General features: G+C 32.9%; 25 protein-coding genes and 1 pseudogene. 24 read left to right on the forward strand and 2 right to left on the reverse strand.

Annotation, left to right across the window (positions count from 1 at the left end; all coding sequences use genetic code 11):
- Positions 1–33: 33 nt before the first annotated feature.
- Complete coding sequence (locus TA89_RS05770) at positions 34–1,251, reverse strand: nucleotidyltransferase (RefSeq protein WP_040211670.1); 1,218 nt, start codon at positions 1,249–1,251, stop codon at positions 34–36.
- A 194-nt stretch (positions 1,252–1,445) separates the two neighbouring features.
- Here TA89_RS05770 and pta point away from each other — a divergent pair, with 194 nt between their 5' ends.
- The 20 genes and pseudogenes from pta to TA89_RS05870 all read left to right on the forward strand — a co-directional run bounded on the left by pta (position 1,446) and on the right by TA89_RS05870 (position 18,638).
- Positions 1,446–2,444, forward strand: a complete 999-nt coding sequence (pta, locus tag TA89_RS05775) for a phosphate acetyltransferase (RefSeq protein ID WP_040211672.1) — start codon at positions 1,446–1,448, stop codon at positions 2,442–2,444.
- Positions 2,445–2,467: 23 nt separating this feature from the next.
- Positions 2,468–3,667, forward strand: a pseudogene (locus TA89_RS05780) (acetate/propionate family kinase).
- Between the two features lie 153 nt (positions 3,668–3,820).
- Positions 3,821–4,321, forward strand: coding sequence for a YceD family protein (locus TA89_RS05785; RefSeq protein WP_040211715.1), 501 nt, complete (start codon positions 3,821–3,823; stop codon positions 4,319–4,321).
- A gap of 13 nt (positions 4,322–4,334) precedes the next feature.
- Positions 4,335–4,517, forward strand: a complete 183-nt coding sequence (rpmF, locus tag TA89_RS05790) for a 50S ribosomal protein L32 (protein ID WP_040211674.1) — start codon at positions 4,335–4,337, stop codon at positions 4,515–4,517.
- Between the two features lie 53 nt (positions 4,518–4,570).
- Positions 4,571–5,575 (forward strand): phosphate acyltransferase PlsX, encoded by a 1,005-nt coding sequence (plsX, locus tag TA89_RS05795; RefSeq protein ID WP_040211676.1) that lies wholly within the window; start codon positions 4,571–4,573, stop codon positions 5,573–5,575.
- A 101-nt stretch (positions 5,576–5,676) separates the two neighbouring features.
- A complete protein-coding gene (gene acpP, locus TA89_RS05800; RefSeq protein WP_040211678.1) occupies positions 5,677–5,910 on the forward strand; it encodes an acyl carrier protein in 234 nt (77 codons plus the stop codon).
- Positions 5,911–6,018: 108 nt separating this feature from the next.
- Positions 6,019–6,714: a ribonuclease III gene (gene rnc / locus TA89_RS05805; protein WP_040211680.1), complete on the forward strand. Its 696-nt coding sequence runs from the start codon at positions 6,019–6,021 to the stop codon at positions 6,712–6,714.
- Positions 6,707–7,783, forward strand: a complete 1,077-nt coding sequence (locus TA89_RS05810; RefSeq protein WP_040211682.1) for an elongator complex protein 3 — start codon at positions 6,707–6,709, stop codon at positions 7,781–7,783. The genes rnc and TA89_RS05810 overlap by 8 nt, the downstream gene beginning before the upstream one ends.
- A gap of 82 nt (positions 7,784–7,865) precedes the next feature.
- Positions 7,866–8,126 carry a stage V sporulation protein S gene (locus TA89_RS05815; RefSeq protein WP_040211684.1) on the forward strand — a complete coding sequence of 87 codons (261 nt, stop codon included), beginning with the start codon at positions 7,866–7,868 and terminating at the stop codon, positions 8,124–8,126.
- 227 nt (positions 8,127–8,353) lie between these two features.
- Positions 8,354–11,914: a chromosome segregation protein SMC gene (smc, locus tag TA89_RS05820; protein ID WP_040211685.1), complete on the forward strand. Its 3,561-nt coding sequence runs from the start codon at positions 8,354–8,356 to the stop codon at positions 11,912–11,914.
- A gap of 12 nt (positions 11,915–11,926) precedes the next feature.
- On the forward strand, positions 11,927–12,835 hold the full coding sequence (gene ftsY, locus TA89_RS05825; protein ID WP_040211687.1) for a signal recognition particle-docking protein FtsY: 909 nt from the start codon (positions 11,927–11,929) through the stop codon (positions 12,833–12,835).
- Between the two features lie 68 nt (positions 12,836–12,903).
- Positions 12,904–13,245 (forward strand): putative DNA-binding protein, encoded by a 342-nt coding sequence (locus TA89_RS05830; RefSeq protein ID WP_040211689.1) that lies wholly within the window; start codon positions 12,904–12,906, stop codon positions 13,243–13,245.
- Between the two features lie 15 nt (positions 13,246–13,260).
- Positions 13,261–14,610: a signal recognition particle protein gene (gene ffh, locus TA89_RS05835; RefSeq protein ID WP_040211691.1), complete on the forward strand. Its 1,350-nt coding sequence runs from the start codon at positions 13,261–13,263 to the stop codon at positions 14,608–14,610.
- Positions 14,611–14,649: 39 nt separating this feature from the next.
- Positions 14,650–14,895: a 30S ribosomal protein S16 gene (rpsP, locus tag TA89_RS05840; protein WP_040211693.1), complete on the forward strand. Its 246-nt coding sequence runs from the start codon at positions 14,650–14,652 to the stop codon at positions 14,893–14,895.
- Positions 14,896–14,945: 50 nt separating this feature from the next.
- Positions 14,946–15,173: a KH domain-containing protein gene (locus tag TA89_RS05845; RefSeq protein WP_040211694.1), complete on the forward strand. Its 228-nt coding sequence runs from the start codon at positions 14,946–14,948 to the stop codon at positions 15,171–15,173.
- A gap of 52 nt (positions 15,174–15,225) precedes the next feature.
- Entirely contained in the window at positions 15,226–15,726 is a 501-nt protein-coding gene (rimM, locus tag TA89_RS05850; protein ID WP_040211696.1) for a ribosome maturation factor RimM, read from the forward strand.
- Positions 15,716–16,435: a tRNA (guanosine(37)-N1)-methyltransferase TrmD gene (gene trmD / locus TA89_RS05855; RefSeq protein ID WP_040211698.1), complete on the forward strand. Its 720-nt coding sequence runs from the start codon at positions 15,716–15,718 to the stop codon at positions 16,433–16,435. Before rimM ends, trmD begins: the two co-directional genes overlap by 11 nt.
- Positions 16,436–16,553: 118 nt before the next feature.
- A complete protein-coding gene (gene rplS, locus TA89_RS05860; RefSeq protein WP_040211700.1) occupies positions 16,554–16,901 on the forward strand; it encodes a 50S ribosomal protein L19 in 348 nt (115 codons plus the stop codon).
- A 71-nt stretch (positions 16,902–16,972) separates the two neighbouring features.
- Entirely contained in the window at positions 16,973–17,815 is an 843-nt protein-coding gene (ylqF, locus tag TA89_RS05865; protein ID WP_040211701.1) for a ribosome biogenesis GTPase YlqF, read from the forward strand.
- A gap of 16 nt (positions 17,816–17,831) precedes the next feature.
- Positions 17,832–18,638: a ribonuclease HII gene (locus TA89_RS05870; protein ID WP_040211703.1), complete on the forward strand. Its 807-nt coding sequence runs from the start codon at positions 17,832–17,834 to the stop codon at positions 18,636–18,638.
- Here TA89_RS05870 and TA89_RS05875 read toward each other — a convergent pair whose 3' ends face one another.
- Complete coding sequence (locus TA89_RS05875; RefSeq protein WP_040211705.1) at positions 18,639–19,010, reverse strand: YraN family protein; 372 nt, start codon at positions 19,008–19,010, stop codon at positions 18,639–18,641. It abuts the gene before it with no gap.
- A gap of 95 nt (positions 19,011–19,105) precedes the next feature.
- Here TA89_RS05875 and TA89_RS05880 point away from each other — a divergent pair, with 95 nt between their 5' ends.
- From TA89_RS05880 to codY, 4 genes are all read left to right on the forward strand, one after another.
- Complete coding sequence (locus tag TA89_RS05880) at positions 19,106–20,635, forward strand: YifB family Mg chelatase-like AAA ATPase (RefSeq protein WP_040211707.1); 1,530 nt, start codon at positions 19,106–19,108, stop codon at positions 20,633–20,635.
- Positions 20,636–20,655: 20 nt separating this feature from the next.
- Complete coding sequence (gene dprA / locus TA89_RS05885; RefSeq protein ID WP_040211717.1) at positions 20,656–21,738, forward strand: DNA-processing protein DprA; 1,083 nt, start codon at positions 20,656–20,658, stop codon at positions 21,736–21,738.
- Between the two features lie 61 nt (positions 21,739–21,799).
- Positions 21,800–23,872 (forward strand): type I DNA topoisomerase, encoded by a 2,073-nt coding sequence (gene topA, locus TA89_RS05890; protein WP_040211709.1) that lies wholly within the window; start codon positions 21,800–21,802, stop codon positions 23,870–23,872.
- A gap of 166 nt (positions 23,873–24,038) precedes the next feature.
- Positions 24,039–24,813: GTP-sensing pleiotropic transcriptional regulator CodY (gene codY / locus TA89_RS05895; RefSeq protein ID WP_040211711.1), on the forward strand; the 775-nt coding region annotated here is incomplete at its 3' end.

The following is a 24,813-nucleotide window of genomic DNA, read 5'->3' on the forward strand; positions in this document are numbered from 1 at the left end:
ATTTATCACTAGGGAGTAATATAAAAAGTCCTATTACAAATAAATAGGACTTTTTATATAGTCGTCATTTGGTTCAATGGCTTTATTAATAAGACTGTATGCTTTAGTGCACTGTATATCTAATTCCAGCATTCTGTTGATGTTGCTTGGGATTTTATTAATAAGTTCTAATTGAGAGGATTTTTTCATCCTTTTTATCAGGATTCTTCCTTTATCATTAAAGGCGAGTATTCTTGCATAGCTGCTGGGTGTTCTTCTTAGGGAATCCAACTGGTAATTATCGAATCCTATAAAATACTGGCATAATATTCTGTTTAACCTTGTATAAGTATATCTTTTGCTTTTTGAATTTAATATTAATTCTTTAAGGCTGTTACTATTTATAATGGAGGAATAAATCTTATTATCTAATCCCTCAGAGACATCAGGAAGTTTATTTAAATCATTGTTTAATAAAAGCTTATATTTCAAATAAGGAAACATATCTTCTTCAAAGGTGAATTCATAATTACTTTCCTGAATCTCTTTAAGTTTGTTATAAGTGTAATCAGGAAGATGTTCCTTAATTAAATCAGGACTTTTAATCCTCAATGCCTCTCTAATTGCTGTAGCACTGGCAAAGTTACTGCTAAGTTCCTTGTGGTTATAGCCGTCTCCATGTCTAGTTATAGTCACCGGTTTAATGATGCTGTTTATTTTATCAAGAGCTTTACAATACTCTAACGCTAGAATATTGTTTGGAGATTCAATAAAACTCTCTATGCTTTCCTTTGTATTTATGTTGATATCTTTTAAAGTTAAATATTCTATTAAGCTTTTAGATCGGGCTTTTGCAAAGGGAAGTCCTTCATCTAGATGTTTTTTTAAAAGCTCCCTGTATTCAATAGGTTCACTTCCTATAATCTTTGCTGAAGTTTTAATAAGATTTATATCTCCGCTTTCACTTCCAAAGGAAAGAAAATCTATTATGGATAAATCCTGAAGAAGCTTTACAGCTCCCTGGGCAAAGAATTCTGCTGAAGATACACTAAAGACAGCAGGAAGCTCAATAACAAGATCTGCTCCGGAAAGCACTGCGATTTCAGCCCTGTTCCATTTATTCATTATGGAGGGAATGCCTCTTTGCATAAAGTTACCACTCATAAGGCAAACTATAGCATCACAGCCTGTTAGTTCTTTTGTATAACGCATATGATATATGTGTCCTTTGTGAAGGGGATTATATTCGCAAATTATGGCCGCTGTTTTCATATCATCACCTTTTTAATTATTATTTATACTTAGTAATTATATATTAAAATCACTGCTAAAACACATAAAATTAAATTGTGTACATAAATTATTAACAAATAAAGTGCTTTTTATGTTTTTATTGTTGAAAAGTATATCATATAAGTTGTATATTAATATATGTAATCAAGTGTGCTTTGAAAGGAGAAATAAACATGGAGCTTATGAAAAATATTTGGGAAGCAGCTCAAAGAGATAGAAAGAGAATAGTGCTTCCTGAAGGTGAGGAAGAGAGAAATTTAATAGCTTCTCAAAAAATAAAAGAAAATGGCTTAGCAGATGTAATTCTAGTAGGCAACACAGAAGTTGTTAAGAAAAAAGCAGCTGAGTTAAATGTAAATTTAGAAGGTATTAAAATTGAAGATCCAGAAGCCTCAGATAAAATTGACACCTATGTTAACGCATTTTATGAAATAAGAAAAAATAAGGGTATGACCATAGAGAAAGCAAAAAAAATAGTTAGAGATCCATTATACTTCGGTACTATGATGGTGAAACTTGGAGATGCTGATGGTATGGTTTCTGGAGCAATACATACAACTGGAGATCTATTAAGACCAGGACTTCAGATAATTAAAACTTCTCCTGGTGTTTCTGTAGTTTCCAGCTTTTTTATTATGCTTGTTCCAGGATCTGAATACGGAGATGAAGGTATGCTTTTATTCTCTGATTGTGCAGTAAACCCAAATCCAAATGCTGAACAATTAGCTTCAATAGCTATTGCAACTGCTGAAACCGCTAAAAACTTATTTGGAATGTCACCGAATGTTGCAATGTTATCCTTCTCTACCATGGGTAGTGCGGATCATGAATTAGTAGATAAAGTAAGAAAAGCAACAGAAATCGCAAAGGAACTGAGACCGGATCTTCATATAGATGGAGAAATGCAGCTTGATGCTGCTATAGTTCCTAAAGTAGCTTCCCAAAAAGCGCCTAACAGTCCTGTAGCTGGCAAAGCCAATGTATTAATTTTCCCTGATTTACAGGCTGGTAATATTGGGTACAAATTGGTTCAGAGATTTGCTAATGCAGAGGCTATAGGACCAGTTTGTCAGGGTTTTGCTAAGCCAATTAACGACTTATCAAGAGGATGTTCCTATGAAGATATAGTTAATGTGGTAGCTATAACCGCTGTTCAGGCACAAAATATATAATTTATTTTTAAGGAGTGTTACATATGAAAGTTCTCGTTATTAATTGTGGAAGTTCGTCACTAAAATATCAGCTTATTAATATGGATAATGAATCTGTATTAGCTAAAGGCCTGGTAGAAAGAATAGGAATAGACGGTTCTATTCTTACTCAAAAAGTAGAAGGCAGAGAGAAATTTATAATTGAACAGCCAATGAAAGACCATAAGGATGCTATAAAATTAGTTTTAAATGCATTAGTTGATAAGACAAATGGTGTAATAAACGATATGTCTGAAATCTCAGCAGTAGGACATAGAGTTGTTCACTGAGGAGAAAAATACGCAAATTCGGTACTAATTGACGATTCAGTTATGAGCTATCTAGAAGAATGTGTAAAATTAGCTCCTCTGCACAATCCACCAAACATCATAGGAATAAATGCATGCAAGGAATTAATGCCAAATACACCAATGGTAGCAGTTTTTGATACAGCCTTCCATCAAACAATGCCTCAGGAGGCTTATATGTATGCTTTACCTTATGAATATTACACTGAATATGGAATAAGAAAATATGGATTCCATGGAACTTCTCATAAGTATGTTGCTACTAAAGCTGCAGAGGCTATGGGTAAAGACATTAAAGACTTAAATATAATTACTTGTCACTTAGGCAATGGATCAAGTGTAACTGCTGTGAAAGGCGGCGTTTCAGTAGATACCAGTATGGGTTTTACTCCTCTTGAAGGCTTAGCAATGGGAACTAGAAGCGGCAGTATCGATCCTGCTATTACAGCTTTCTTAAGCAAAGAATTAAATTTATCTGCTCAGGAAGTAGTAGATGTATTAAATAAAAAATCAGGAGTGCTTGGTTTATCAGGAGTTAGCAGCGATTTTAGAGATATAGAAAATGCTGCTGCTGAAGGCAATAAAAGAGCACAATTAGCTTTAGATTTATTTAATTATAAAGTAAAACAATATATAGGATCCTATGCAGCAGTGTTAGGAAAGGTAGATTGTATAGTATTTACTGCAGGCCTAGGAGAAAATTCACCAGAAACAAGAGAAGCGGTTTGCCAGGGATTAGAATTTTTAGGTGCAAAGATTGATACTGCTAAAAATAAAGTTAGAGGCAAACTTACAGAAATTAATACTGATGACTCCAAAGTAAAAATTTATACAATTCCTACTGATGAAGAAATGATGATTGCTAAAGATACCATGGAAATTGTTTCTTCAAAATAACAAATTTCTTGACTTTTAAAATTCTAGTCTATATAATAAATTGTGTTTGTAAAGTAAATTTACTTGCAAGGGGTGAATAATGCGCTCTAGACTCGAGCTGTGCTTTTTAAGCATAATATGCTATGGCATGAGGGTATTCCCAGAGTTGATTATATGATAATAGAATTTAATGAACTACTCAAAAGAAAAAGCTATGCAAAAGATATTGATCTTAGCTTTAACATGAAATCTTTCCTTTATCAAGGGGATGAAATTATATTTAAATCTCCTGTAAAGGCTAAAGGCAAGGCATCTATTCAAGAGGATATTATTCATTTTGATGTACAGGTAAGCTTTGTAATAGAACTTACCTGTACCAGATGTCTGGATAGATATACTTCAAATTTTGATATAAATATATTTGAAGAATATACTAACAATCCTAAAAAGGAAAGTGAAGATATTATTTTTATAACTGAAGACAGCATAGATATGGAAGAAGTTATTAAGAATAATATTTTATTATCTCTTCCCATTAAAAAGTTATGCAGTAATGACTGCAAAGGCTTATGCCAACACTGCGGAGCAAATTTAAATAAATCTCAATGTAATTGCTCACAGGATGATATTGATATTAGAATGGCAAAGCTTAAGGACTTGTTTTTATCTGATTAAGGAGGTGTTATAAATGGGAAATCCAGCAAGAAAATTCTCTAAAGCTAGAAGAGATTCTAGAAGAGCTCAAACTTTTAAATTAAGCGCACCTGGTATTGTTGAATGTCCACAGTGTCATGAAATGAAGCTTGCTCATAGAGTATGTAAGAGTTGTGGATATTACAAAGGTAAAGAAGTAGTTGCGTCAGAAAAATAAAGAAAGTCATATGACTTTCTTTTCTTTATATTAAAGTAAAAGGAGAATTATATATGAATATAGCTATAGATGGTATGGGTGGAGATAATGCGCCTCACGCTGTAGTTGAAGGTGCTTTGAAAGCCTTAGAAGAATTCAAAGACATAAATATCACTTTAACTGGAAATGAAGATGTAATCTATAAAGAACTTTCTAAATATAACTATGACAAAAATAGAATTTCAGTTGAAAAAGCTGATGAAGTAATTTCTCCTAACGAACAGCCTGTTAAGGCGGTAAGAAAGAAAAAAAATTCCACATTAAACAGAGCTGTAGGATTGGTAAAAGAAGGAACCTGTGATGCCGTTATATCAGCAGGAAGTACCGGGGCATTTCTTGCAGCTTCTTTGTTAACTTTGGGAAGAATTAAAGGGGTAGATAGACCCGCTTTAGCCCCATTAATGCCAGGGGTAAAGGGTAATTTTCTGGTTCTTGACTCAGGAGCTAATGCTGAATGCAAACCTCAAAATTTACTTCAGTTTGCAGTTATGGGCAAAAACTATTTTGAAAATGTTTTAGGCGTTACAAACCCTAAAATAGGATTAATAAATATTGGTGCTGAGGAAGAAAAAGGAAATGAATTGACTAAAGCAGCATATAAGCTTCTTTCTACCTCTAGTTTAAATTTTGTAGGAAATGTGGAACCAAGAGATATAAGCAGCGGTAATGTTCAGGTCTTAGTTTGTGATGGTTTTGTAGGAAATACTGTTTTAAAAATGTATGGAGGAGTAGCTTCGAATATTTTTTCCATTATAAAGAAGGAAATAATGTCTACATTTAGGAGCAAATTAGGCGGAGTCCTTTTAAAACCTGTGTTTCAAAATATTAAAAAGAAATTTGATTATAAAGAACACGGCGGTGCACCCTTTATTGGAGTCAATGGAATATGTATTAAAGCTCATGGTAGTTCCGACGCCTTGGCCATTAAAAATGCCATTAGACAGGCAAAGAAGTTCTATGATAATGATTTTATTAATAAAATGAAGCAGGAAGTAGAAAACTTAAATATAGAAGAATAAATCATCAATAAAATAAAAACAATTATTACTGAAGATGATATTGACTAATATTTCATTTCTGTAATATTATCTTAATATAATATGTTAGGGAGGTGAAAGGGATGGTTTTCGAAAAGATTAAATCAATAATTGCTGATAAACTGAGTATTGATGAGGATACTATAACAATGGAGTCTGCCTTCATTGAAGACCTAGGTGCTGATTCTCTTGATATAGTTGAGTTGATAATGACATTAGAAGATGAATTTGAAATTGAAATTCCAGATGAGGATGCTGAAGGAATAGTTACAGTAGGGGACGTAGTGGAATATATAAAGTCACATACTGAAGAATAATATAAGTCCCGTTAATTCGGGGCTTTAATTATTAAATTAATAAGTTTATTCTTGAATCTACTTCTAAAGCAGATTGAAGAATATACTTCCAGGAGTTGAAACTAATAAATGAATAATAGCATTAATTCTTTAGAGAATAAATTAGGTATAAAATTTACAAATAAAGCATTATTAATAACAGCACTGACTCATAGTTCTTATGCTAATCAATATAAGAATGTTCAGTTTAATGAACGACTTGAGTTCCTTGGAGATTCAGTGCTTCAGCTTACTATAACTGAGTACCTTTTCAGCTTTTTTAAAGATAAATCCGAAGGTGAATTGACTAAACTAAGGGCCCTTATCGTTTGTGAAAGTTCTCTTTATGAGATTGCAAAAAAACTGGATTTAGGTAACTATATACGAATGAGCAAAGGGGAGGAGTTAACTGGAGGAAGAGAAAGGCCCTCCCTCCTTGCTGACTGTGTAGAAGCTGTTATTGCATCTATATATCTTGATAAAGGCATTGATACAGTAAAAAAGTTTATTATAAATAACTTTGTGGATATTATAGATAAAGCCACTAATAATCAAATTATTTTGGATTATAAAACACGACTACAGGAGATCCTGCAGAGACAAGGTGATGTAACAATTAAATATGATTTAGTAAAATATGAAGGACCGCCTCACAGGAGAAAATTTTATACTGCAGTGTTAATTGAAAATAAAATCATGGGTGAAGGCTCCGGCTACAGCAAAAAAGAATCAGAGCAAAGTGCTGCAAAAAAAGCTCTACTACACTTGGAGGGGAAAAATGTCTAAATCTTATTATATAATACCTATATTTGTCCCTCATCTAGGATGTCCCCATAACTGTGTTTTTTGTAACCAAAGTATTATCGCTTCAAAGGAAGAAGATGTAACAGCGGATAAAGCAGATAAAATAATAAAAGAATATCTAAGTACCATAGTTAATAAAGAAGCAACTATTGAAATTTCTTTTTTTGGAGGAACCTTTACTGCAATAAATATAGAGAAGCAGAAAGAACTGCTGAAAGTAGCAAAAAAATATAAAGAGATTGGCGCTGTTAAGTATATAAGACTATCTACAAGGCCTGACTATATTAATACTGAGATATTGGAACATCTAAAAAGCTACTCTGTAGATATCATAGAACTAGGAGTTCAGTCATTGGATTATGAAGTATTAAAACTGTCAGGCAGAGGTCATGATAAAAATGATGTTACAATGGCATCACAGCTTATAAAAGAATATGGGTTTATCTTGGGTCACCAGATAATGCTTGGTCTTCCCGGTGATACTCCTGAAAAAGATATTAAAACTGCAGAGGAAAGCATATCTATGAAACCTGATTTGTGCCGATTATATCCGACATTGGTTATTAAAGATACTCCTATGGAAATGATGTATAACAGAGGAATATATAAGCCCTATAGTCTTGAGGAAGCAGTTGGTATAACAAAACATCTATATACTATGTATTGCGCTAATAATATACCTATAATTAGACTCGGACTACAGCCTACAGAAAGCATTAATGTTAATGGTGATGTAATTTCTGGCCCCTTTCATCCTGCCTTCAGGGAACTGGTGGAAGGAAGTATAATCAATGATATGATATTTAATTATTTAAAATCAAAAAAAGGTAAATATAATATAAATGTAAATTCTAAAGATATTTCTAAATTATATGCAGATAAAAAGAAATATTTTTATAGAACTTTAGAGAATTTAAACGATATAATTCTACAAGTAAATATAGAAAATGATATTAAAAAAGGCGAAATTAAAATATTTAATGACTGCGAGTGTAGTTATCTGTCGATATATAAATATATGTTAACAGACCCATATAGAAGGAAATTTTGAAGTTTCATAGAATTATAACACTATAAGTAAAACAATTTACAATTTAGTTACATTATTTTCTTACTTATAGGAGGAATTGATTATGGAAGTATTAAAAGTATCAGCACAGTCACAGCCTAAATCTGTAGCAGGTGCTCTAGCTGCGGTCTTAAGGGAGAATCTGACAGCTGAAGTTCAAGCAGTAGGAGCAGGAGCAGTTAACCAAGCAGTTAAAGCTATTGCTATTACAAGGGGGTTCGTAGCACCTAACGGTATTGATTTAGTAGTAATTCCAGCATTTTCAGAAATTTCTATTGAAGGCGAGGAAAGAACAGCTATAAAATTCATTGTCGAACCTAGATAATTTAAGATGATAACAGGCCTTAGAGACATCTCTAAGGCCTTACTTTTATTACTAAGAATATTGATATTTAGTTCATAATAATATAAACTTAATAGAGAAAATGAGGTGATTATATGAAACCTGCTAAAAGAAAGCAATTAGCCAGATTGTTAGTTTTTTGGTTAGTATTCATTTTCTTAATAGGCCTTATACCAATGGTAGCTTTGACTAGATAAAGGAGTAATAATATGTTCTTAAAATCTATTGAGATACGAGGATTTAAATCATTTGCAGATAAAACTGAATTAAATTTTAAAAAGGGAGTTACCGCTGTAGTAGGCCCTAACGGAAGCGGAAAAAGTAATATTTCCGATGCGGTAAGATGGGTTCTAGGAGAGCAGAGTGCTAAAAGTCTTCGAGGCGGTAAGATGGAAGATGTTATATTTGCTGGTACTCAATTTAGAAAACCAGTTGGACTAGCTCAAGTTTCACTGACCCTTGATAATTCTTCAGGAGAATTACCTATTGACTATAGCGATATAACTATTACCAGAAGAATTTTCCGTTCTGGTGAAAGTGAATATTTAATTAATAATACTAACTGCAGACTCAAAGATATTCATGAACTGTTTATGGATACAGGAATAGGAAAAGAGGGTTACTCCATTATTGGACAGGGTAAAATCGATGCAATTTTAAGTGGTAAGCCTGAGGAACGAAGAGGACTATTAGAAGAAGCTGCTGGGATAGTTAAATATAAATCCAGAAAAGAAGAAGCAGAAAAAAAATTACAAAATACTGAGCAAAATTTAATAAGAATTAAGGATATTTTGAACACCTATGAAGAAAGACTTGAACCTTTAAGGGTTGAAAGTGAAAAAGCCATGAAATTTGTAGATTTATCCAATGAATTAAATTCATTAGAAATCTCATTTATAACGGACAGTATTAAAAGATTAAAAAATTCTATTGATACAGAGGAAACTAAGATTAAAGATATCAAGCTTCAAATGGAAGAAGTGGAGTATTTAAAGGGTCAATTGAAAAATGACCTAGAAAATAAGAACCATGAAATGGATAAACATGAATCCTTTTATAATGAAGCTAAAAATGAATATTACTCAGGTAAATCAAAATGTCAAGAATATGAGTATGAGATACAGATTTTAAAAGAAAAGATCCTTAATATTAAAGCTAACATTCAGAGAAATAATACTTCAATATCAGAACTTGAAAATACTCTATTGAAATTAAAGGAAAGTAAAGAATTCTTAGATAAGGATCTACAGGTTAATCAGAATAATCAAGCTTCTCTGGAACAGCAGATATTAGAACTGGAAAAGAAAGTTTTAAATTTAAATGAAAGCATTGGCTCAAAAGAGTCTCTTTCAGAGAATTTAAGAACTGAAGCCATTGAACTGCTTAGAAATGCCTCTGGGAAGAAAAACAAATGTTCGCTTCTTCAAAGCGACTATGATAAAAATTGCGAAAGAATAAAGGAACTGGAAAACCAAATTGCAAACAATAAAGATTTAGCAGCCATTAATTTAAACACAGTATCAGGTCTCAATAAATCCATTGAAGGTTTAAACAGTGACATAGTGGATTTAGAAAATAACATATTAACTCTCAGAAAGAAACTTAAAGATAAGAATCTTGAAAAAGAAAGAATTGAGAAGGAGCTTAAAGAGAAAAACATCAAGTATAATAAACTGGAAGCAAATTACACTATGCTGTCCAATTTGGAAAAGCAGTACGAAGGTTATAACAGAGCAGTTAAAACATTGGTTCAACATGCTGAAAAAGACTCTTTCATAGTCAAAAGAGATAGTTTTTTTGTTTTAGGAGACATTATAAAAGTTCAAAAAGAACATGAAACAGCAATTGAAATATCTCTAGGAGGGTCAATTTCAGATATAATCACAATTGAAGAGGAAACTGCTAAGCTTCTTATAAAGTACCTTAAGAATAATTCACTTGGAAGGGCTACCTTTCTTCCCCTTTCAATAATAAGAGGAAGAAAACTTACAATCAACGATAATATCAAGTCTACTGCAGGGTATATTGGAATAGCCAGTGAACTTATAGAATATGACAGTAAATTTAATAATGCTATTCAGTATGTACTGGGAAGAACAGTAATATGCAGCGACATGGACAGTGCTCTTCTCGTGGCTAAGAAGAGCAGCTACTCTTTTAAAATAGTTACATTAGCAGGAGAGGTAGTTAATGTTGGAGGTGCCTTAACCGGCGGAAGCAATAATTATAAAAATACCAGCATAATAAGCAGGAAAAGAGAATTGGAGGATACATTAAATTCTCTTGAGAATACTAAAGTAAATATAAATTTATTGACAGAAAATCTTCAGACAATAAAAAATGACTATAAAAACATTGATGATGCTATTCTTTCTTCTAAAGATGAAATACATTATAAAAATATTGATATAGTTAAGCTTAGGGAAAAAATTTCTTCTGTAGATTCAGAGGCTAATAGGATTAAGAGTTCTTTAAAAGTATCTGAAAAAGAAATAACTGATATATCCAACAAAAACTCATATATATTAAAAGACATACAGCTATTGGAGGAAAGTATTCATGCTCTAAGTAAAAAGGAAAATGAAAATAAAGAATCCTTGTCAGAATTGGACAAATTCCTAACATCTCAGAGAAATGAGATAAATGAGGTTAAGCAAAATTTAACAGAGCTTAAAATTAAAAAGGCTCAGGCGGATGAAATCGTATCAGGAAGGATAAATGAACTGGTGAGAATATCTCAGGAATTAGAATCAAATAATAATAAAATAGTTCATTTCAATGATGATATTGATCTTATGGCACAGGAAAAGTTAAAACATACAAATGAAATACAGACTTTACAATCAGAAATTGATGTATTAAAAGATTCAATGCTTAAAATGGAAAAGGATTTTCAAAGCTTTGAATTTAAAAGGGTTACCCTGAAGGATGAAATAAAAGCAATTCAATCTCAATTAGAAGATAAGATTTCTGCTCTTCAAAAACAGGAGGAGCAAATTCATAAATTTGAAATTGCTAAAGCAAGATTTGAAATGGAGAAAGAGAGCATTTTAAAACGTCTTAATGAGGAAATGAATCTTACTTATGCAGAGGCAGAAGCGAAGTCTATAGCTATTACAGATATGGATTATGTAAAAAGAACTATAAAACACTTAAAAGAAAGCATAAATTTATTAGGAAATGTAAATGTAGGTGCTATAGAGGAATATAAAGAAATAAGTGAAAAGTACAGTTTTATGTCTTCTCAACAAGAGGACTTAATAAATGCAAAAAACGAATTACTAAATGTTATAAATGAAATGACTGAAAAGATGAGGCATTTATTTTCTACAAACTTCAAAATTTTAAAAGAGAACTTTAATGAAACCTTTAAGTTATTATTTAAAGGAGGAAGCGGTGATTTAATATTATCTGAGGGAGATGAACTCACAGCAAACATAGAAATTAATGTTCAGCCTCCAGGCAAAAAGCTTCAAAATATCAATTTAATGTCTGGTGGAGAAAAAGTATTATCTGCTATCGCACTTTTATTTGCAATATTAAAAATGAAACCAACTCCTTTCTGTATACTTGACGAAATTGAGGCGGCCTTAGATGACTCTAATGTTTACAGATATGCTGAATTTATGAAGAGTTTTTCCCAGCGTGTACAGTTCATAGTTATTACCCATAGAAAAGGTACTATGGAGGCCTGCGACGTACTTTACGGTATAACAATGGAGGAAAAAGGTGTATCTAAAGTGGTTTCACTAGATTTATCAAAAAAATAAAGGAGGTATACCATGTTAGACAGTTTCTTTGACAAACTAAAATCCGGGCTTAATAAAACCAGAAACAGTCTTACGGATAAGGTAAATGAATTATTTAACTTAGCAGTAAGCATCGATGATGACCTTTATGATGAGCTGGAGGAAATATTAATAACATCGGACATTGGAATGGACACCACTATAACCATAATAGATAAATTAAAAGAAAAGATAAGAGAAAATAAAATCAATGATCCTGAAAAAATTAAACCATGCCTTAAAGAGGTTATAAGAGAAATATTAGATAAAGGCAGTAATATTACCGCAGAGGATTATCCCAAGGTAATGCTTGTAATAGGAGTCAATGGAGTAGGAAAAACCACATCCATTGGGAAAATAGCTTCAAAATACAAAAAAGATAATAAAAAAGTTTTATTAGCTGCGGCAGATACATTTAGAGCAGCGGCCATTGATCAGCTTGAAATATGGAGCAATAGAGCAGGTGTTGATATCGTAAGACATCAAGAAGGCTCAGATCCCGCTGCGGTGGTATATGATGCAATACAAGCTGCAAAAGCCAGAAGAGTTGATGTGCTTCTCTGTGATACCGCAGGCCGACTTCACAACAAGAAAAACTTAATGGATGAACTTGCAAAAATTAACCGAATTATTGATAGAGAATACGGCGAAAGTACAAAAGAAACCTTACTTGTACTAGATGGTACAACAGGACAAAATGCAATTATACAAGCAAAACAATTTATGGAGGTATGTCCTATTGACGGGATAATACTTACTAAACTAGACGGTACTGCAAAAGGCGGAGTAGTTATATCCATTAAAAACACATTAAATATTCCTGTAAAATACATTGGTGTTGGTGAGGGAATTGAAGATCTACAAGAATTTGATTCTCAAGCATTTACAGATGCATTATTTTAGGTGTTAAGTAAAAATACTTGACAGGGTATTTTAAATCTGATATTATCATTTTTGTGATAGGTGATTATATGATAGATAGAGTAGAGATTTCCATACTTCTAGATTATTATGGAGAGCTCTTAACAGAAAAACAACAAAAGATAATGAATCTTTACTACAATGAAGATTTTTCTCTTTCAGAAATTGCTGAACTTAATAAAACCAGCAGGCAGGCAATTTATGATGCCATTAAAAGATGCTATAAACAACTTTTAACTTATGAAAACAAATTAGGTTTAATGGAAAGTAATTTTGCTTTAACTGAAAAGAAAAAATTAATCTTGGAGAAATTGAGCAGTATTAAATCATTAAACAAAGATGATTTAAATTTAGTAGTAAAGGATATTGAAGATATATTAGAAGATTTATAATATAGGAGGGTCAGCATGGCTTTTGAAGGATTGGCGTCTAAGCTTCAGGACACAATTAAAAAACTAAAGGGTAAAGGTAAGCTATCTGAAAAAGATATCAAAGAAGCCATGAGAGAAGTTAAGCTTGCACTGTTGGAAGCTGATGTTAATTTTAAAGTTGTAAAAAGCTTCATTAATAGAGTTACAGAAAAATGTTCCGGTTCAGAAGTTTTACAAAGCTTAACTCCTGGTCAAAGCGTTATTAAGATAGTTAATGAAGAGCTAACACGTTTGATGGGTGGAACAGAAAGCAGGATAGCCTACTCAGATAGCGGAATAACGGTATTAATGCTGGTAGGGCTTCAAGGTGCAGGTAAAACTACCATGTGCGGTAAGTTAGCTTTATACTTACGTAAAAAGAATAAAAAACCACTACTGGTGGCAGCAGATATATACAGACCTGCAGCTATTAAACAGCTTCAGGTAGTTGGAAAACAAATTGATATCCCTGTATTTGCCATGGGTGATAAAACTAATCCGGTAGATATAGTAAAAGCATCTATAGAGCATGCAAAAGCAAATGCAAATAATGTAGTTATTATAGACACCGCAGGTAGATTACACATAGATGAAGAACTTATGGAGGAGCTTAAATCCATTAAAAGTTCAGTAAAGCCAAATGAAATTTTGCTTGTAGTAGATTCAATGACAGGTCAGGATGCAGTAAATGTCGCAGATTCTTTTAACGGCAGTCTGGATATTTCCGGCGTTATTTTAACTAAGCTGGATGGTGATACTCGTGGAGGAGCAGCGCTTTCCATAAGAGAAATTACAGGTAAACCCATTAAATTTGTAGGTCTTGGTGAGAAGATGAACGACATAGAAGTTTTTCATCCTGAAAGAATGGCATCAAGAATACTAGGTATGGGGGATATTCTGTCCTTAATTGAAAAGGCTCAGCCAGCTATTGATGAAAAAGAAGCTAAAGAATTGGGGAGCAGAATGCTCACTCAAGAATTTAACTTTGAAGACTTTTTATCTGCAATGAATCAAATGAAAAAGCTGGGACCATTAACAAAAATAATAGAAATGATTCCAGGATTCAATTCAAAGCAGCTTGAAGGTATAGATTTAAGTCAAAGCGAGAAGGAAATGTCTAAAGTTGAAGCTATTATTAATTCCATGACTCAAAGAGAAAGGAAAAATCCTTCTCTCATATCAGCTTCACCCTCACGTAAACGAAGAATTGCAAATGGTTCTGGTGTTACAGTACAGCAGGTGAATAAACTTCTTAAGGACTTTGAAAACATGAATAAAATGACAAAGCAAATGAAGTCAATGCAAAAAAGCAGTAAAAAAGGCTTATTCGGTAAGTTTCCTTTCTGAATTAGTTGATATAAGACAGACTTGAAGGAGGTGATTTAAATGGCAGTAAAGATAAGATTAAGAAGAATGGGTGCTAAAAAAGCTCCTTTCTATAGAGTTGTTGTTGCTGATTCTAGAAGCCCTAGAGATGGAAGATTCATCGAAGAAATTGGCTATTATAATCCAGTTGCAGAACCAGCAGTTATTAAAATCGACGAAGAAAAAGCAGCTACATGGGTAAAAAATGGAGCTCAACCAACTGATATTGTTAAAAGGCTATTTGAAAAAGCTGGTATTAACAAATAGTTTTCGGGAGGTGAATTCTGCTGACATTTAAATAGTCAGCAGAAGTATAAATGAAGGAATTAGTTGAAATTATAGCTAAGTCATTAGTGGATAATCCAGATTTAGTTCAAGTAAAAGAAGTTGCCGGAGAGCAATCTATTATACTTGAATTAAAGGTTGCTCCTGAAGATATGGGCAAGGTTATTGGTAAACAGGGAAGAATAGCAAAAGCTATCAGAACTGTGGTAAAGGCTGCTGCTATAAAAGAAAATAAAAGGGTAGTAGTTGAAATAATCTAAATAAAAGAGTTAGGGGATCCTAGCTCTTTTATTAATATTTGGTGGTGATAATTTGAGTGACTTATTGGCAGTTGGACAAATTATAAATACTCATGGTATTAAAGGGGAATTAAAAATTTATCCATTAACAGATGATACTAGAAGGTTTAGAAAATTAAAGTATGTTATTATTGATGATAAAGAGGTTAAGGTATCCTGGTGCAAGCTACAGAATGATAGAGTTATCATTAAATTAGAGGGTATAGATAGCATTGAACAGGGTGAAAAGCTCAAAACCAAATATATCAATGTAAGACGAGAAGATGCAGTAAATCTCCCGGAAGATACTTATTTTATAGCTGACCTTGTAGGATGTGAGGTCTTCGATACAAAGGATGAGTACATTGGTAAGGTTCATGAGGTAATAAAAACCGGAAGCAATGATGTGTATTGGATAAAGAAAGATAAAAAAGAGGTGTTAGTTCCCGCTATGAAAGAATTTGTGCCTTTAATTGATATCAAAGAAAAAAAAATTATTATAAGACCTGTAGGAGAATGGATGGATGAAGATTAGTATTTTAACTCTGTTTCCTGAAATGTTTGATGTTTTCCAGCACAGTATAATAGGAAGGGCTATTAAAAACGGAATAATAGATATAGATTTATATAATATAAGAGATTATTCTTCAAATAAGCATAAAAAGGTAGATGATTATCCTTATGGAGGAGGTGCCGGAATGGTAATGTCTCCTCAGCCCATAGTGGACTGTATTAATACGGTTAAGGAAAATAATCCTGGAAAGGTTATTTTCCTAGGGCCACGAGGTGAAACATTTAATCAGCAGAAGGCAAACGAGCTTTCTGAGGAAAAGAATTTAATCTTTCTGTGCGGTCACTATGAAGGTTTGGACGAAAGAATATATAAATACATTGACGAAGAAATCTCATTAGGAGATTTTGTATTAACAGGTGGAGAAATGGCATGCATACCTATAGTGGATAGCATATGCAGACTTAAACCTGGTGTTCTTTCCTCCAGCGAGAGCTATGAAGAGGAATCATTTTATAACGGCCTTCTAGAATATCCTCAATACACCAGACCTGAGGTTTATCAAAGAGAAAGAGTTCCAGAAATACTGCTTTCCGGACATCATGAAAATATAAGAAAATGGAGAAAGGCTAAATCTCTGCAGATTACTCAAGCAAAAAGGCCAGATCTTTATAATAAATATAATTTAACTAAAGAAGATAAAAAAATATTAAAAAAATTCCAGGAAAGCTAAAATAAATATTGAATTATACAGGTGTATATGCTAAAATAACCTTTGTGCTAGTACGGACGTTCCTCTACCTTTTTATTGAGGCATGAACGTTAAATTCATCGCTAAGGAGGGAAAGCACATGAACGATATAATAAGATCCATAGAACAAGAGCAGTTAAGAAATGACTTACCTCAATTTAATGTAGGTGACACTGTAAAAGTTTATGTTAAGGTAAAAGAAAATAACAGAGAAAGAGTTCAGATGTTTGAAGGAACTGTTATTAAAAGACAAAACGGCGGAATAAGAGAGACTTTCACTGTAAGAAGACTTGCTTATAACACCGGAGTTGAAAGAACTTTCCCAGTTAATTCTCCTATAATTGAAAAAATCGAAGTAACAAGAAGAGGTAAAGTAAGAAGAGCTAAGCTATTCTACTTAAGAGATAGAGTTGGTAAGGCTGCTAAGGTAAAAGAACTTATTAAATAGAAACTAATTAATGGGGCTAATTTAGTCCCATTTTTCTTATAACAAAATAATACTTAAGGATGTGATAGCATATGGCTATTAATTGGTTTCCAGGTCACATGGTGAAAACCCGTAGAGAGATAAAAGAAAACTTAAAACTCGTAGATGCCGTTATAGAAATAAGAGACGCAAGAATAGTTAAATCAAGCTCCAATCCTGAAATAGAAGAGCTTTGCGGCACTAAGCCCAGATTAATATTATTAAACAAAAGTGATTTAAGCGAAACAGGTATAACTAAAGAATGGATTAAGGAATTAAGCAAAGATAACATTAAAGCTATTGAAGCAAATAGTTTAACAGGAACAGGTTTAAAAAACATTAAACCTGAGCTTAATCTGCTGTTAAAAGAAAAGCTAGAGAGATTGAAAAATAAAGGCGTAGTAAACCTCACTATAAGGGCTATGGTAGTGGGAATCCCTAATGTAGGCAAATCCTCCTTTATAAATAAAATGGCACAAAACTCCATTGCTAAGGTTGGTGATAGACCAGGAGTTACCAAAAATAAGCAGTGGATTAAAACAAAGATGGGTATAGAACTTTTAGATACTCCTGGTATTTTATGGCCTAAGTTTGATGACGAAGCCGCTCTTAATCTGGCTTTTACAGGAGCTATAAAAGACGAGATAATGGATACCGAGGAACTTGCTTTAAAGCTTGTGGAAACCCTGCAGAATTTGTATCCCAATGAACTCATGGAAAGATATAAACTTACCGACCTGTCAGATTCCTCATTGGAAAATTTAGACAATATAGCCTTAAAACGAGGATGTATTATGAGTAAAAATGCTATAGACTATAATAGGATTGCTGCTATTCTTTTAGATGAATTCAGAGCTGGGAAAATTTCGAAAATATCCCTAGAAAGACCTTATTAAACCGGGGGAATTTATTATGATTGAAATAGATGAAAAAATATTAAATAATAATTATAAACAAATATGTCACATAATAAAAAATATAGATTTGCTGAATATGACAGATTATAATTTCACCCTGTTAACTACCCTGTTAGGAAGCGACAGCAGAAAAAATGTTAAAATGCTTTGTGATAAGCTAATTAAAGAAAAGAATAAAAAGCTTCAAGAAATAGAAAGAGTTAATAGATTATATTCTTTTGATAAGGCTTTTTCTAAAAATGCAGTTCTTGCAGGGGTAGATGAGGTGGGAAGAGGCCCTTTAGCAGGACCTATTGTAGCGGCTGCTGTAATATTAGACTTAAATGATTTAACGGATATTATATTGTTTATAAACGATTCAAAGTCTTTATCATCGGCATTAAGAGAAGAGATATCAAAGGAAATTAAAAACAAAGCTTTAGCTTATTCAATAGCCAGCTGTTCAAATAAGGTTATAGACGAAAAAGGAATATCCTTTTGCAATAACAAAGTGTTTTTAGACTCGGTAAAAGGGCTTCCAATTACTCCAGACATTGTGCTTTCCGATGGCTATAAGATAAAAGACTACAACGGAAAAAATGAAGCTGTTATTAAAGGTGACACAAAAAGCGCAAGTATAGCTTGTGCGTCAATTATTGCAAAGGTATATAGAGATAATCTTATGAAGGAATATCACAAGGTATACCCTGATTATGATTTTAATAGCAATGCAGGCTATGGAAGCAAAAAACACATTGAAGCTATTGCTAATAAGGGTATATGTGAGATTCATAGAAAATCCTTTGTTAGAAATTTTGTTTAGTTAAAACAATCTGAAGGCGTCCTCTAAAAATCTAATTGTATATTCATTATTACTATGATTAAAATATACTTCAATAATATCGAACCTGATATAATAATTATATAAATTCAATCGATGAATGAAATACTTACTTGAACTTATTATTCTATTCTTTTTAAAGCAGGTTATAGACTCCGCTGGTAATCCAAATGCTGAGTTATACCTGCTTTTTACTTCAATGAAAGAAACTATTTCTCCATTAACTGCAATAATATCTATTTCTCCCTTAGAGCATCTAAGGTTTCTTTTTATTATACTGTATCCATTATTCACAAGATATAAAACCGCCAGCTCCTCCCCATAACTACCTATGGTCTTTCTCAAATCATTCATAGAATCTATCCTCCTATTATTTATTATTACCACAATTAATGTAGTCATTATAAAATTATTTAATGTGGCAATAATTTTTATTTAGAGGTGATTTTATGGCCATTGAAATAAACAGTGCCGCTCTTTACGGAATAGAGGGGCTTCTTGTTAAGGTAGAAGTAGATATTGCAAAAGGAATGCCCAGCTTTAACATAGTTGGATTAGCCGATACGGCGGTTAAGGAAGCAAAGGAAAGAGTCCGTGCTGCAATAATAAACTCAGGTTATACTTTCCCTATAGGAAGGATAACCGTTAACCTTGCACCGGCAAATATAAAAAAAGTAGGTTCTATGTTTGATTTACCAATAGCAATAGGTATATTGGCCTGCTCAGGATATATTAATGAAAAAGAATTATTTAATTATTTATTTATAGGAGAACTTTCATTAAGTGGTGAAATAAGAGCGGTGAAGGGCGCTTTAAACCTAGTAATGGAAGGAAGCAAAAACAATATTAAAAATTTTATTGTTCCGGAAAAAAATAAAGAAGAATGCTCTTTAATTAAAGAAATAGGGATATATAACTTCTCTTCTCTGGAACAGTGTGTAAACTTTCTTCTCTTTAAAGATTGTTTACCATATTGTAATAGTAATAATGAACAAAAACCTTTTATACAGGAATTTGACTTTCAGGATATAATCGGTCAAATTAGCTGTAAGAGAGCTTTAGAAATAGCATGTGCAGGCGGTCATAATGTACTTATGTTCGGCCCCCCTGGAGTCGGTAAAACAATGCTCGCAAAGCGTGTACCATCAATAATGCCTCCTCTAAGCTATAATGAGGCGGTGGAGGTGACAAGGATTTACAGCGTTTCAGGGAAGGTTCATTCTGAAGAAGCCCTCATAAAGAAAAGACCTTTTAGAAGTCCACATCACTCCTCTTCCACCTACGCATTAATTGGAGGAGGAAATGATCTTAAAGCAGGGGAAGTCACCTTAGCTCATAAGGGTGTATTGTTTTTGGATGAACTTTTAGAATTTAAAAAAGAGTCACTTGAAGCGCTAAGACAGCCTTTGGAAGATAGACTAATAAATATTTCCAGACAATCAGGCTCAGTATCATATCCTGCAAATTTTATGTTTATAGGAGCCTTAAATCCTTGTCCATGTGGAAAATATACCTTTAAAGAGTTCTATAATCAGTGCAGCTGCAGTGAAAAGGAAATTGAAAGATATTTAAAAAAATTATCGGGACCTCTTCTTGACAGAATAGATATTTATACCTATGTAGCTCCTGTAAACTTTAACGATATCAATAATAATGTAAAAAGCGAAGCTTCCAGCACAATACGAGATAGGGTTATCTCAGCAAGAAAGATACAGGAGGAGAGGTTTAAAAAAAATAACATCAGCTGCAATGCCGAAATGACTCATTCACATTTAACAAAATTCTGTATCCTTTCAGAAAAATGTACTTTACTTATGAAAAAAATATATGAAACTTATAATTTAAGCACAAGAGCCTATGATAGAATTTTGAAAGTTGCCAGAACCATATGCGATTTAAGAGGTAAGGACTTAATTGAGGAAGGAGATATTATAGAAGCTGTTAATTATAGAAAGTTTCTGGATAATAAGATATGTTAATGAATAAAAAGGAGATAACTATGGAACTTTGTGAATTGTGGTTAGGGACTTGTCCTATAAGGAATTATGATAAAATACTGCTTTTAGAAAAATTTCAGTCATCGGAAATGCTGCTTAGCAATATACTGTCTAATAAAAAGGATATAGAAATAAAAAAAGAAATTAGGGAAAAGTTATCAGAAGCCTGGAACAAGGAAAAGCTCGAGGATTATTTACTATATCTAAAAAAATCTAATATAAAGTTTATCACTGCGGAAAATCCAGATTACAACACTAATCTTTATAACACAGGTCTCAACAGACCATACATATTATACTATAAAGGAAATATTAATAAGCTTCAGAAATTTACCGCTGCAGTGGTAGGATCAAGGAACTGTACCGATTACGGTAGAGAAATATGTATGTCTATAGTTAAGGAGCTTGTAAGGCTAGGAATAAACGTCATAAGCGGAGGAGCATTAGGAATTGATTCAATAGCCCATAGAAGCTGTCTAAGTTATGATGGTTTCACTGGTGCTGTACTTGGTTCTGGCATTGATGTATTATATCCTTATGTAAACAAATCCATGTTCAAAGAAATAAGTGAAAAAGGGGTTTTACTAAGCGAATATATTCCTGAGACAAAACCTCATAATTATAATTTTCCAAATAGAAATAGGATAATCAGTGGTATTTCAGACATTGTTATAATCGTGGAAGCAAAAGAAAACAGCGGAAGCTGTATTACCGCTCGCCACGGAGCAGAGCAAGGAAGGGATATAATAGCTGTTCCAGGTGCTCTTTCAATGAAAAACAGCACAGGATGTAATATGCTGATTCAGTCCGGAGCTAATATTTATTTAGGATATGAAAGCATACATACTATATTAGAATTTAACCACAAATGGATAAATCAACAGGAGAGTTCTCCTGTTGCTATACAGAATAATAGCATAAAAGAAACTGTCTTTAGTATAATTTCCGATAAACCAACACATATTGATGAGATACAAAAACACACTAATGTTGACATATCGCTTCTATATGAGTTATTATTTGAAATGCAACTAAATAAAGAAATAATAAGTTTAAGTGGAAACTTTTATGCAAGATTAATTTGATTATTATACAGTATTTTGATTAAGGGGGTGAAACTCCGATTAATTGTAACGGAGTACATTTATGGGTCAGAAATTGGTTATAGTAGAGTCTCCAGCAAAGGCAAAAACTATTGGAAAATATTTAGGAAAGAATTATATTGTGGAAGCATCTATGGGTCATGTTAGAGATCTTCCTAAAAGTCAGCTTGGTGTTGATATTGAAAATAATTATAATCCTAAATACATTACTATCAGAGGTAAGGGAGAACTTATCCATAAATTAAAAAGAGCAGCTAAAAAAAGTGATAAAGTATACCTTGCTACAGACCCTGATAGAGAAGGGGAAGCGATTTCCTGGCATCTTTCCAAGATTTTAGGAATCAAGGAAGACGATAAATGCCGAATAGAATTTAATGAAATTACAAAAAATGCAGTTAAGGGATCAATCAAAAATCCAAGAGAAATAAATAACAATTTAGTTGATGCTCAACAGGCCAGAAGAATAGTTGACAGATTGGTAGGATACGAAATAAGTCCTATATTATGGAAAAATGTTAAATGGGGTTTAAGTGCTGGAAGAGTCCAATCCGCTGCTCTTAAACTCATATGCGACAGAGAAAAAGAAATAGAAAATTTTGTTCCTCAAGAATACTGGACAATTGATACCATATTAAAAAAAGGTAAGACAAAATTTAAGGTTAAACTTAATTCTTATAAAGGCAAAAAAATTGAACTCAATTCAGAGGAGGATGCTAACAAGGTTCTTGAGGCTTTAGAAAATAATGACTACTTAGTCTCAGCTATTAAAGAATCTTCAAGGCTAAAAAATCCCCTGCCACCATTTACTACAAGTACACTTCAGCAGGATGCATACAAAAAAATAAATTTCTCCACTAAGCGCACTATGTCAGTGGCTCAGCAGCTTTATGAAGGAGTAGATGTAAAAGGTCACGGCACCGTAGGTTTAATAACATACATGAGAACCGATTCCGTAAGAATTTCTCAGGAAGCTCAGGAAGGTGCTAAAAGCTTTATAGGAAAAACCTTTGGAGATAAATATATCCCTGAAAAACCAAGGGTATATAAAAGTAAGAAAAATATACAGGATGCTCATGAAGCTATCAGACCATCCAATGTTGAAATAACTCCGGATATTGCAAAACAAACCCTTACAGCTGATCAGTATAAAATTTACACCATTATATGGAATAGGTTTGTAGCAAGTCAAATGTCCTCAAGTATAATCGATACCACCACAGTGGATATTAAAAACGGGGAGTACCTCTTTAGAGCCACAGGTTCTATAACAAAATTTGACGGTTTTATGAAAATTTACGAATATTCATCAGAAGAAGAGGAAGACAGTTCCATGCTTCCAAGGCTAAAGGAGCATGAAAAACTGGATAAAGTAGATATATCAAAAAAGCAACACTTTACCGCTGCTCCTCCAAGGTACACTGAAGCAAGCTTTGTAAAACTCATGGAAGAGAAAGGTATAGGCAGGCCCAGTACTTATGTACCTACAATATCCACTATTCTGGATAGAAAATATGTTCAGAGAGAAAAAAAGAATCTAATCCCAACTGAACTAGGTATAATCGTAAATAATATTGTTGAAGAATACTTCAAACAAATAGTTGACGTTGACTTTACCGCTGATATGGAGTCCAGACTAGATAATATTGAAGAAGGAAAAGATCAATGGACTGATGTGGTAGATGAATTCTTCGGACCTTTACAAAAAGCTATAGACATAGCTGAAAAGGAAGTATCTAAAGTCACTATTGAGGATAAGGTAAGCGATGTACCCTGTGACAAATGCGGAAGATTAATGGTTATTAAGCATGGTAGATACGGTGAGTTTTTAGCCTGTCCAGGTTACCCTGAATGTAAAAATACAAAGCCCATAGTTGAAGAAATAGACGTTTCATGTCCTCAATGCGGAGGCAAAGTAGTCGTTAAACGCAGCAAAAAAGGACGTAAGTTTTATGGATGTTCCAACTACCCGGAATGTAATTTTGTAAGCTGGTATGAACCATCTGACAGAAAGTGCAGTAAATGCGGTTCATACATGCTGGTTAAATACAACAAGAACCAAGGTCAGTATTATCAGTGTTCAAACAGCGAGTGTAAAAATAAAGAAACAGAGAAATAATATTTTGTAGACATCTAATTTAAAAAGTTGTCGAAATTACAGATTAATAGTTGAATTAGTCAGAACGATATGATATATTAAACTAGGTGAGTATTTATAATATTTACAATATTCTAAAAATTTAGCAAAAGACATAATAGACGGTATCATATTAAGGAGGATTAAGATGTCTACATTATTAAATAAAACAAGAATGCTGAATAAGATTCTTCAAAAATCAGGAAGCGAGCCCGTTGCTTTCGAGGATATATGCAAATTACTAAGTGATGTTTTATCCTGTAACGTATATATTGTAAGCAGAAAAGGCAAGATACTGGGTTACAATTTTGTTGAGAATTTTGAATGCGATATAATGAAATCAAAGGTACTTTCTAACGGAAGGTTCCCTGAAGATTTCAACAGCAAGCTTCTAAGCGTACAGGACACTTTGGCTAATAGTGCTAACGGTGGACTATGCGTTTTTCCAAATGAAGAAAAGTGTACACACGAAGAAAAACTGACAACTGTAGTTCCTATAATAGGAAATCGTGAAAGATTAGGGACTCTGCTTTTAGCTCGTTTCAATGATTCATTTACAGATGATGATTTAATCTTAATAGAATATAGCGCTACTATAGTAGGCATGGAAATATTAAGATCTAAGCAAGGTGAGATTGAAGAAGAAGCAAGGAAAAAGGCTGTAGTACAGTTAGCATTAGGCACATTATCTTACTCAGAATTAGAAGCTGTAGAGCATATTTTTAACGAACTGGATGGCACTGAAGGACTTTTAGTAGCGTCCAAGATTGCAGATAAGGTTGGTATTACACGTTCTGTAATAGTAAATGCTCTCAGGAAATTTGAGAGTGCCGGCGTAATAGAGTCAAGATCCCTAGGGATGAAGGGTACACATATAAAAATATTAAATGATAAATTATTAGATGAGCTAAAAAAAATAAGAT

The sequence above is a fragment of the Clostridium polynesiense genome (genome assembly GCF_000820705.1).
GTDB lineage: Bacteria > Bacillota > Clostridia > Clostridiales > Clostridiaceae > Clostridium_AA > Clostridium_AA polynesiense.

Excerpts from the sequence above, each read along its gene's own strand:
- plsX (WP_040211676.1), top strand. The coding sequence starts at position 4,571 with ATGAATATAGCTATAGATGGTATGGGTGGAGATAATGCGCCTCACGCT.
- TA89_RS05845 (WP_040211694.1), top strand. The coding sequence starts at position 14,946 with ATGAAGGAATTAGTTGAAATTATAGCTAAGTCATTAGTGGATAATCCA.
- trmD (WP_040211698.1), top strand. The coding sequence starts at position 15,716 with ATGAAGATTAGTATTTTAACTCTGTTTCCTGAAATGTTTGATGTTTTC.
- rpsP (WP_040211693.1), top strand. The coding sequence starts at position 14,650 with ATGGCAGTAAAGATAAGATTAAGAAGAATGGGTGCTAAAAAAGCTCCT.
- ylqF (WP_040211701.1), top strand. The coding sequence starts at position 16,973 with ATGGCTATTAATTGGTTTCCAGGTCACATGGTGAAAACCCGTAGAGAG.
- dprA (WP_040211717.1), top strand. The coding sequence starts at position 20,656 with ATGGAACTTTGTGAATTGTGGTTAGGGACTTGTCCTATAAGGAATTAT.
- rnc (WP_040211680.1), top strand. The coding sequence starts at position 6,019 with ATGAATAATAGCATTAATTCTTTAGAGAATAAATTAGGTATAAAATTT.
- TA89_RS05830 (WP_040211689.1), top strand. The coding sequence starts at position 12,904 with ATGATAGATAGAGTAGAGATTTCCATACTTCTAGATTATTATGGAGAG.
- ffh (WP_040211691.1), top strand. The coding sequence starts at position 13,261 with ATGGCTTTTGAAGGATTGGCGTCTAAGCTTCAGGACACAATTAAAAAA.
- topA (WP_040211709.1), top strand. The coding sequence starts at position 21,800 with ATGGGTCAGAAATTGGTTATAGTAGAGTCTCCAGCAAAGGCAAAAACT.
- ftsY (WP_040211687.1), top strand. The coding sequence starts at position 11,927 with ATGTTAGACAGTTTCTTTGACAAACTAAAATCCGGGCTTAATAAAACC.
- smc (WP_040211685.1), top strand. The coding sequence starts at position 8,354 with ATGTTCTTAAAATCTATTGAGATACGAGGATTTAAATCATTTGCAGAT.
- pta (WP_040211672.1), top strand. The coding sequence starts at position 1,446 with ATGGAGCTTATGAAAAATATTTGGGAAGCAGCTCAAAGAGATAGAAAG.
- TA89_RS05875 (WP_040211705.1), bottom strand. The coding sequence starts at position 19,010 with ATGAATGATTTGAGAAAGACCATAGGTAGTTATGGGGAGGAGCTGGCG.
- TA89_RS05785 (WP_040211715.1), top strand. The coding sequence starts at position 3,821 with ATGATAATAGAATTTAATGAACTACTCAAAAGAAAAAGCTATGCAAAA.
- rpmF (WP_040211674.1), top strand. The coding sequence starts at position 4,335 with ATGGGAAATCCAGCAAGAAAATTCTCTAAAGCTAGAAGAGATTCTAGA.
- rplS (WP_040211700.1), top strand. The coding sequence starts at position 16,554 with ATGAACGATATAATAAGATCCATAGAACAAGAGCAGTTAAGAAATGAC.
- TA89_RS05770 (WP_040211670.1), bottom strand. The coding sequence starts at position 1,251 with ATGAAAACAGCGGCCATAATTTGCGAATATAATCCCCTTCACAAAGGA.
- TA89_RS05815 (WP_040211684.1), top strand. The coding sequence starts at position 7,866 with ATGGAAGTATTAAAAGTATCAGCACAGTCACAGCCTAAATCTGTAGCA.
- TA89_RS05810 (WP_040211682.1), top strand. The coding sequence starts at position 6,707 with ATGTCTAAATCTTATTATATAATACCTATATTTGTCCCTCATCTAGGA.
- TA89_RS05870 (WP_040211703.1), top strand. The coding sequence starts at position 17,832 with ATGATTGAAATAGATGAAAAAATATTAAATAATAATTATAAACAAATA.
- acpP (WP_040211678.1), top strand. The coding sequence starts at position 5,677 with ATGGTTTTCGAAAAGATTAAATCAATAATTGCTGATAAACTGAGTATT.
- TA89_RS05880 (WP_040211707.1), top strand. The coding sequence starts at position 19,106 with ATGGCCATTGAAATAAACAGTGCCGCTCTTTACGGAATAGAGGGGCTT.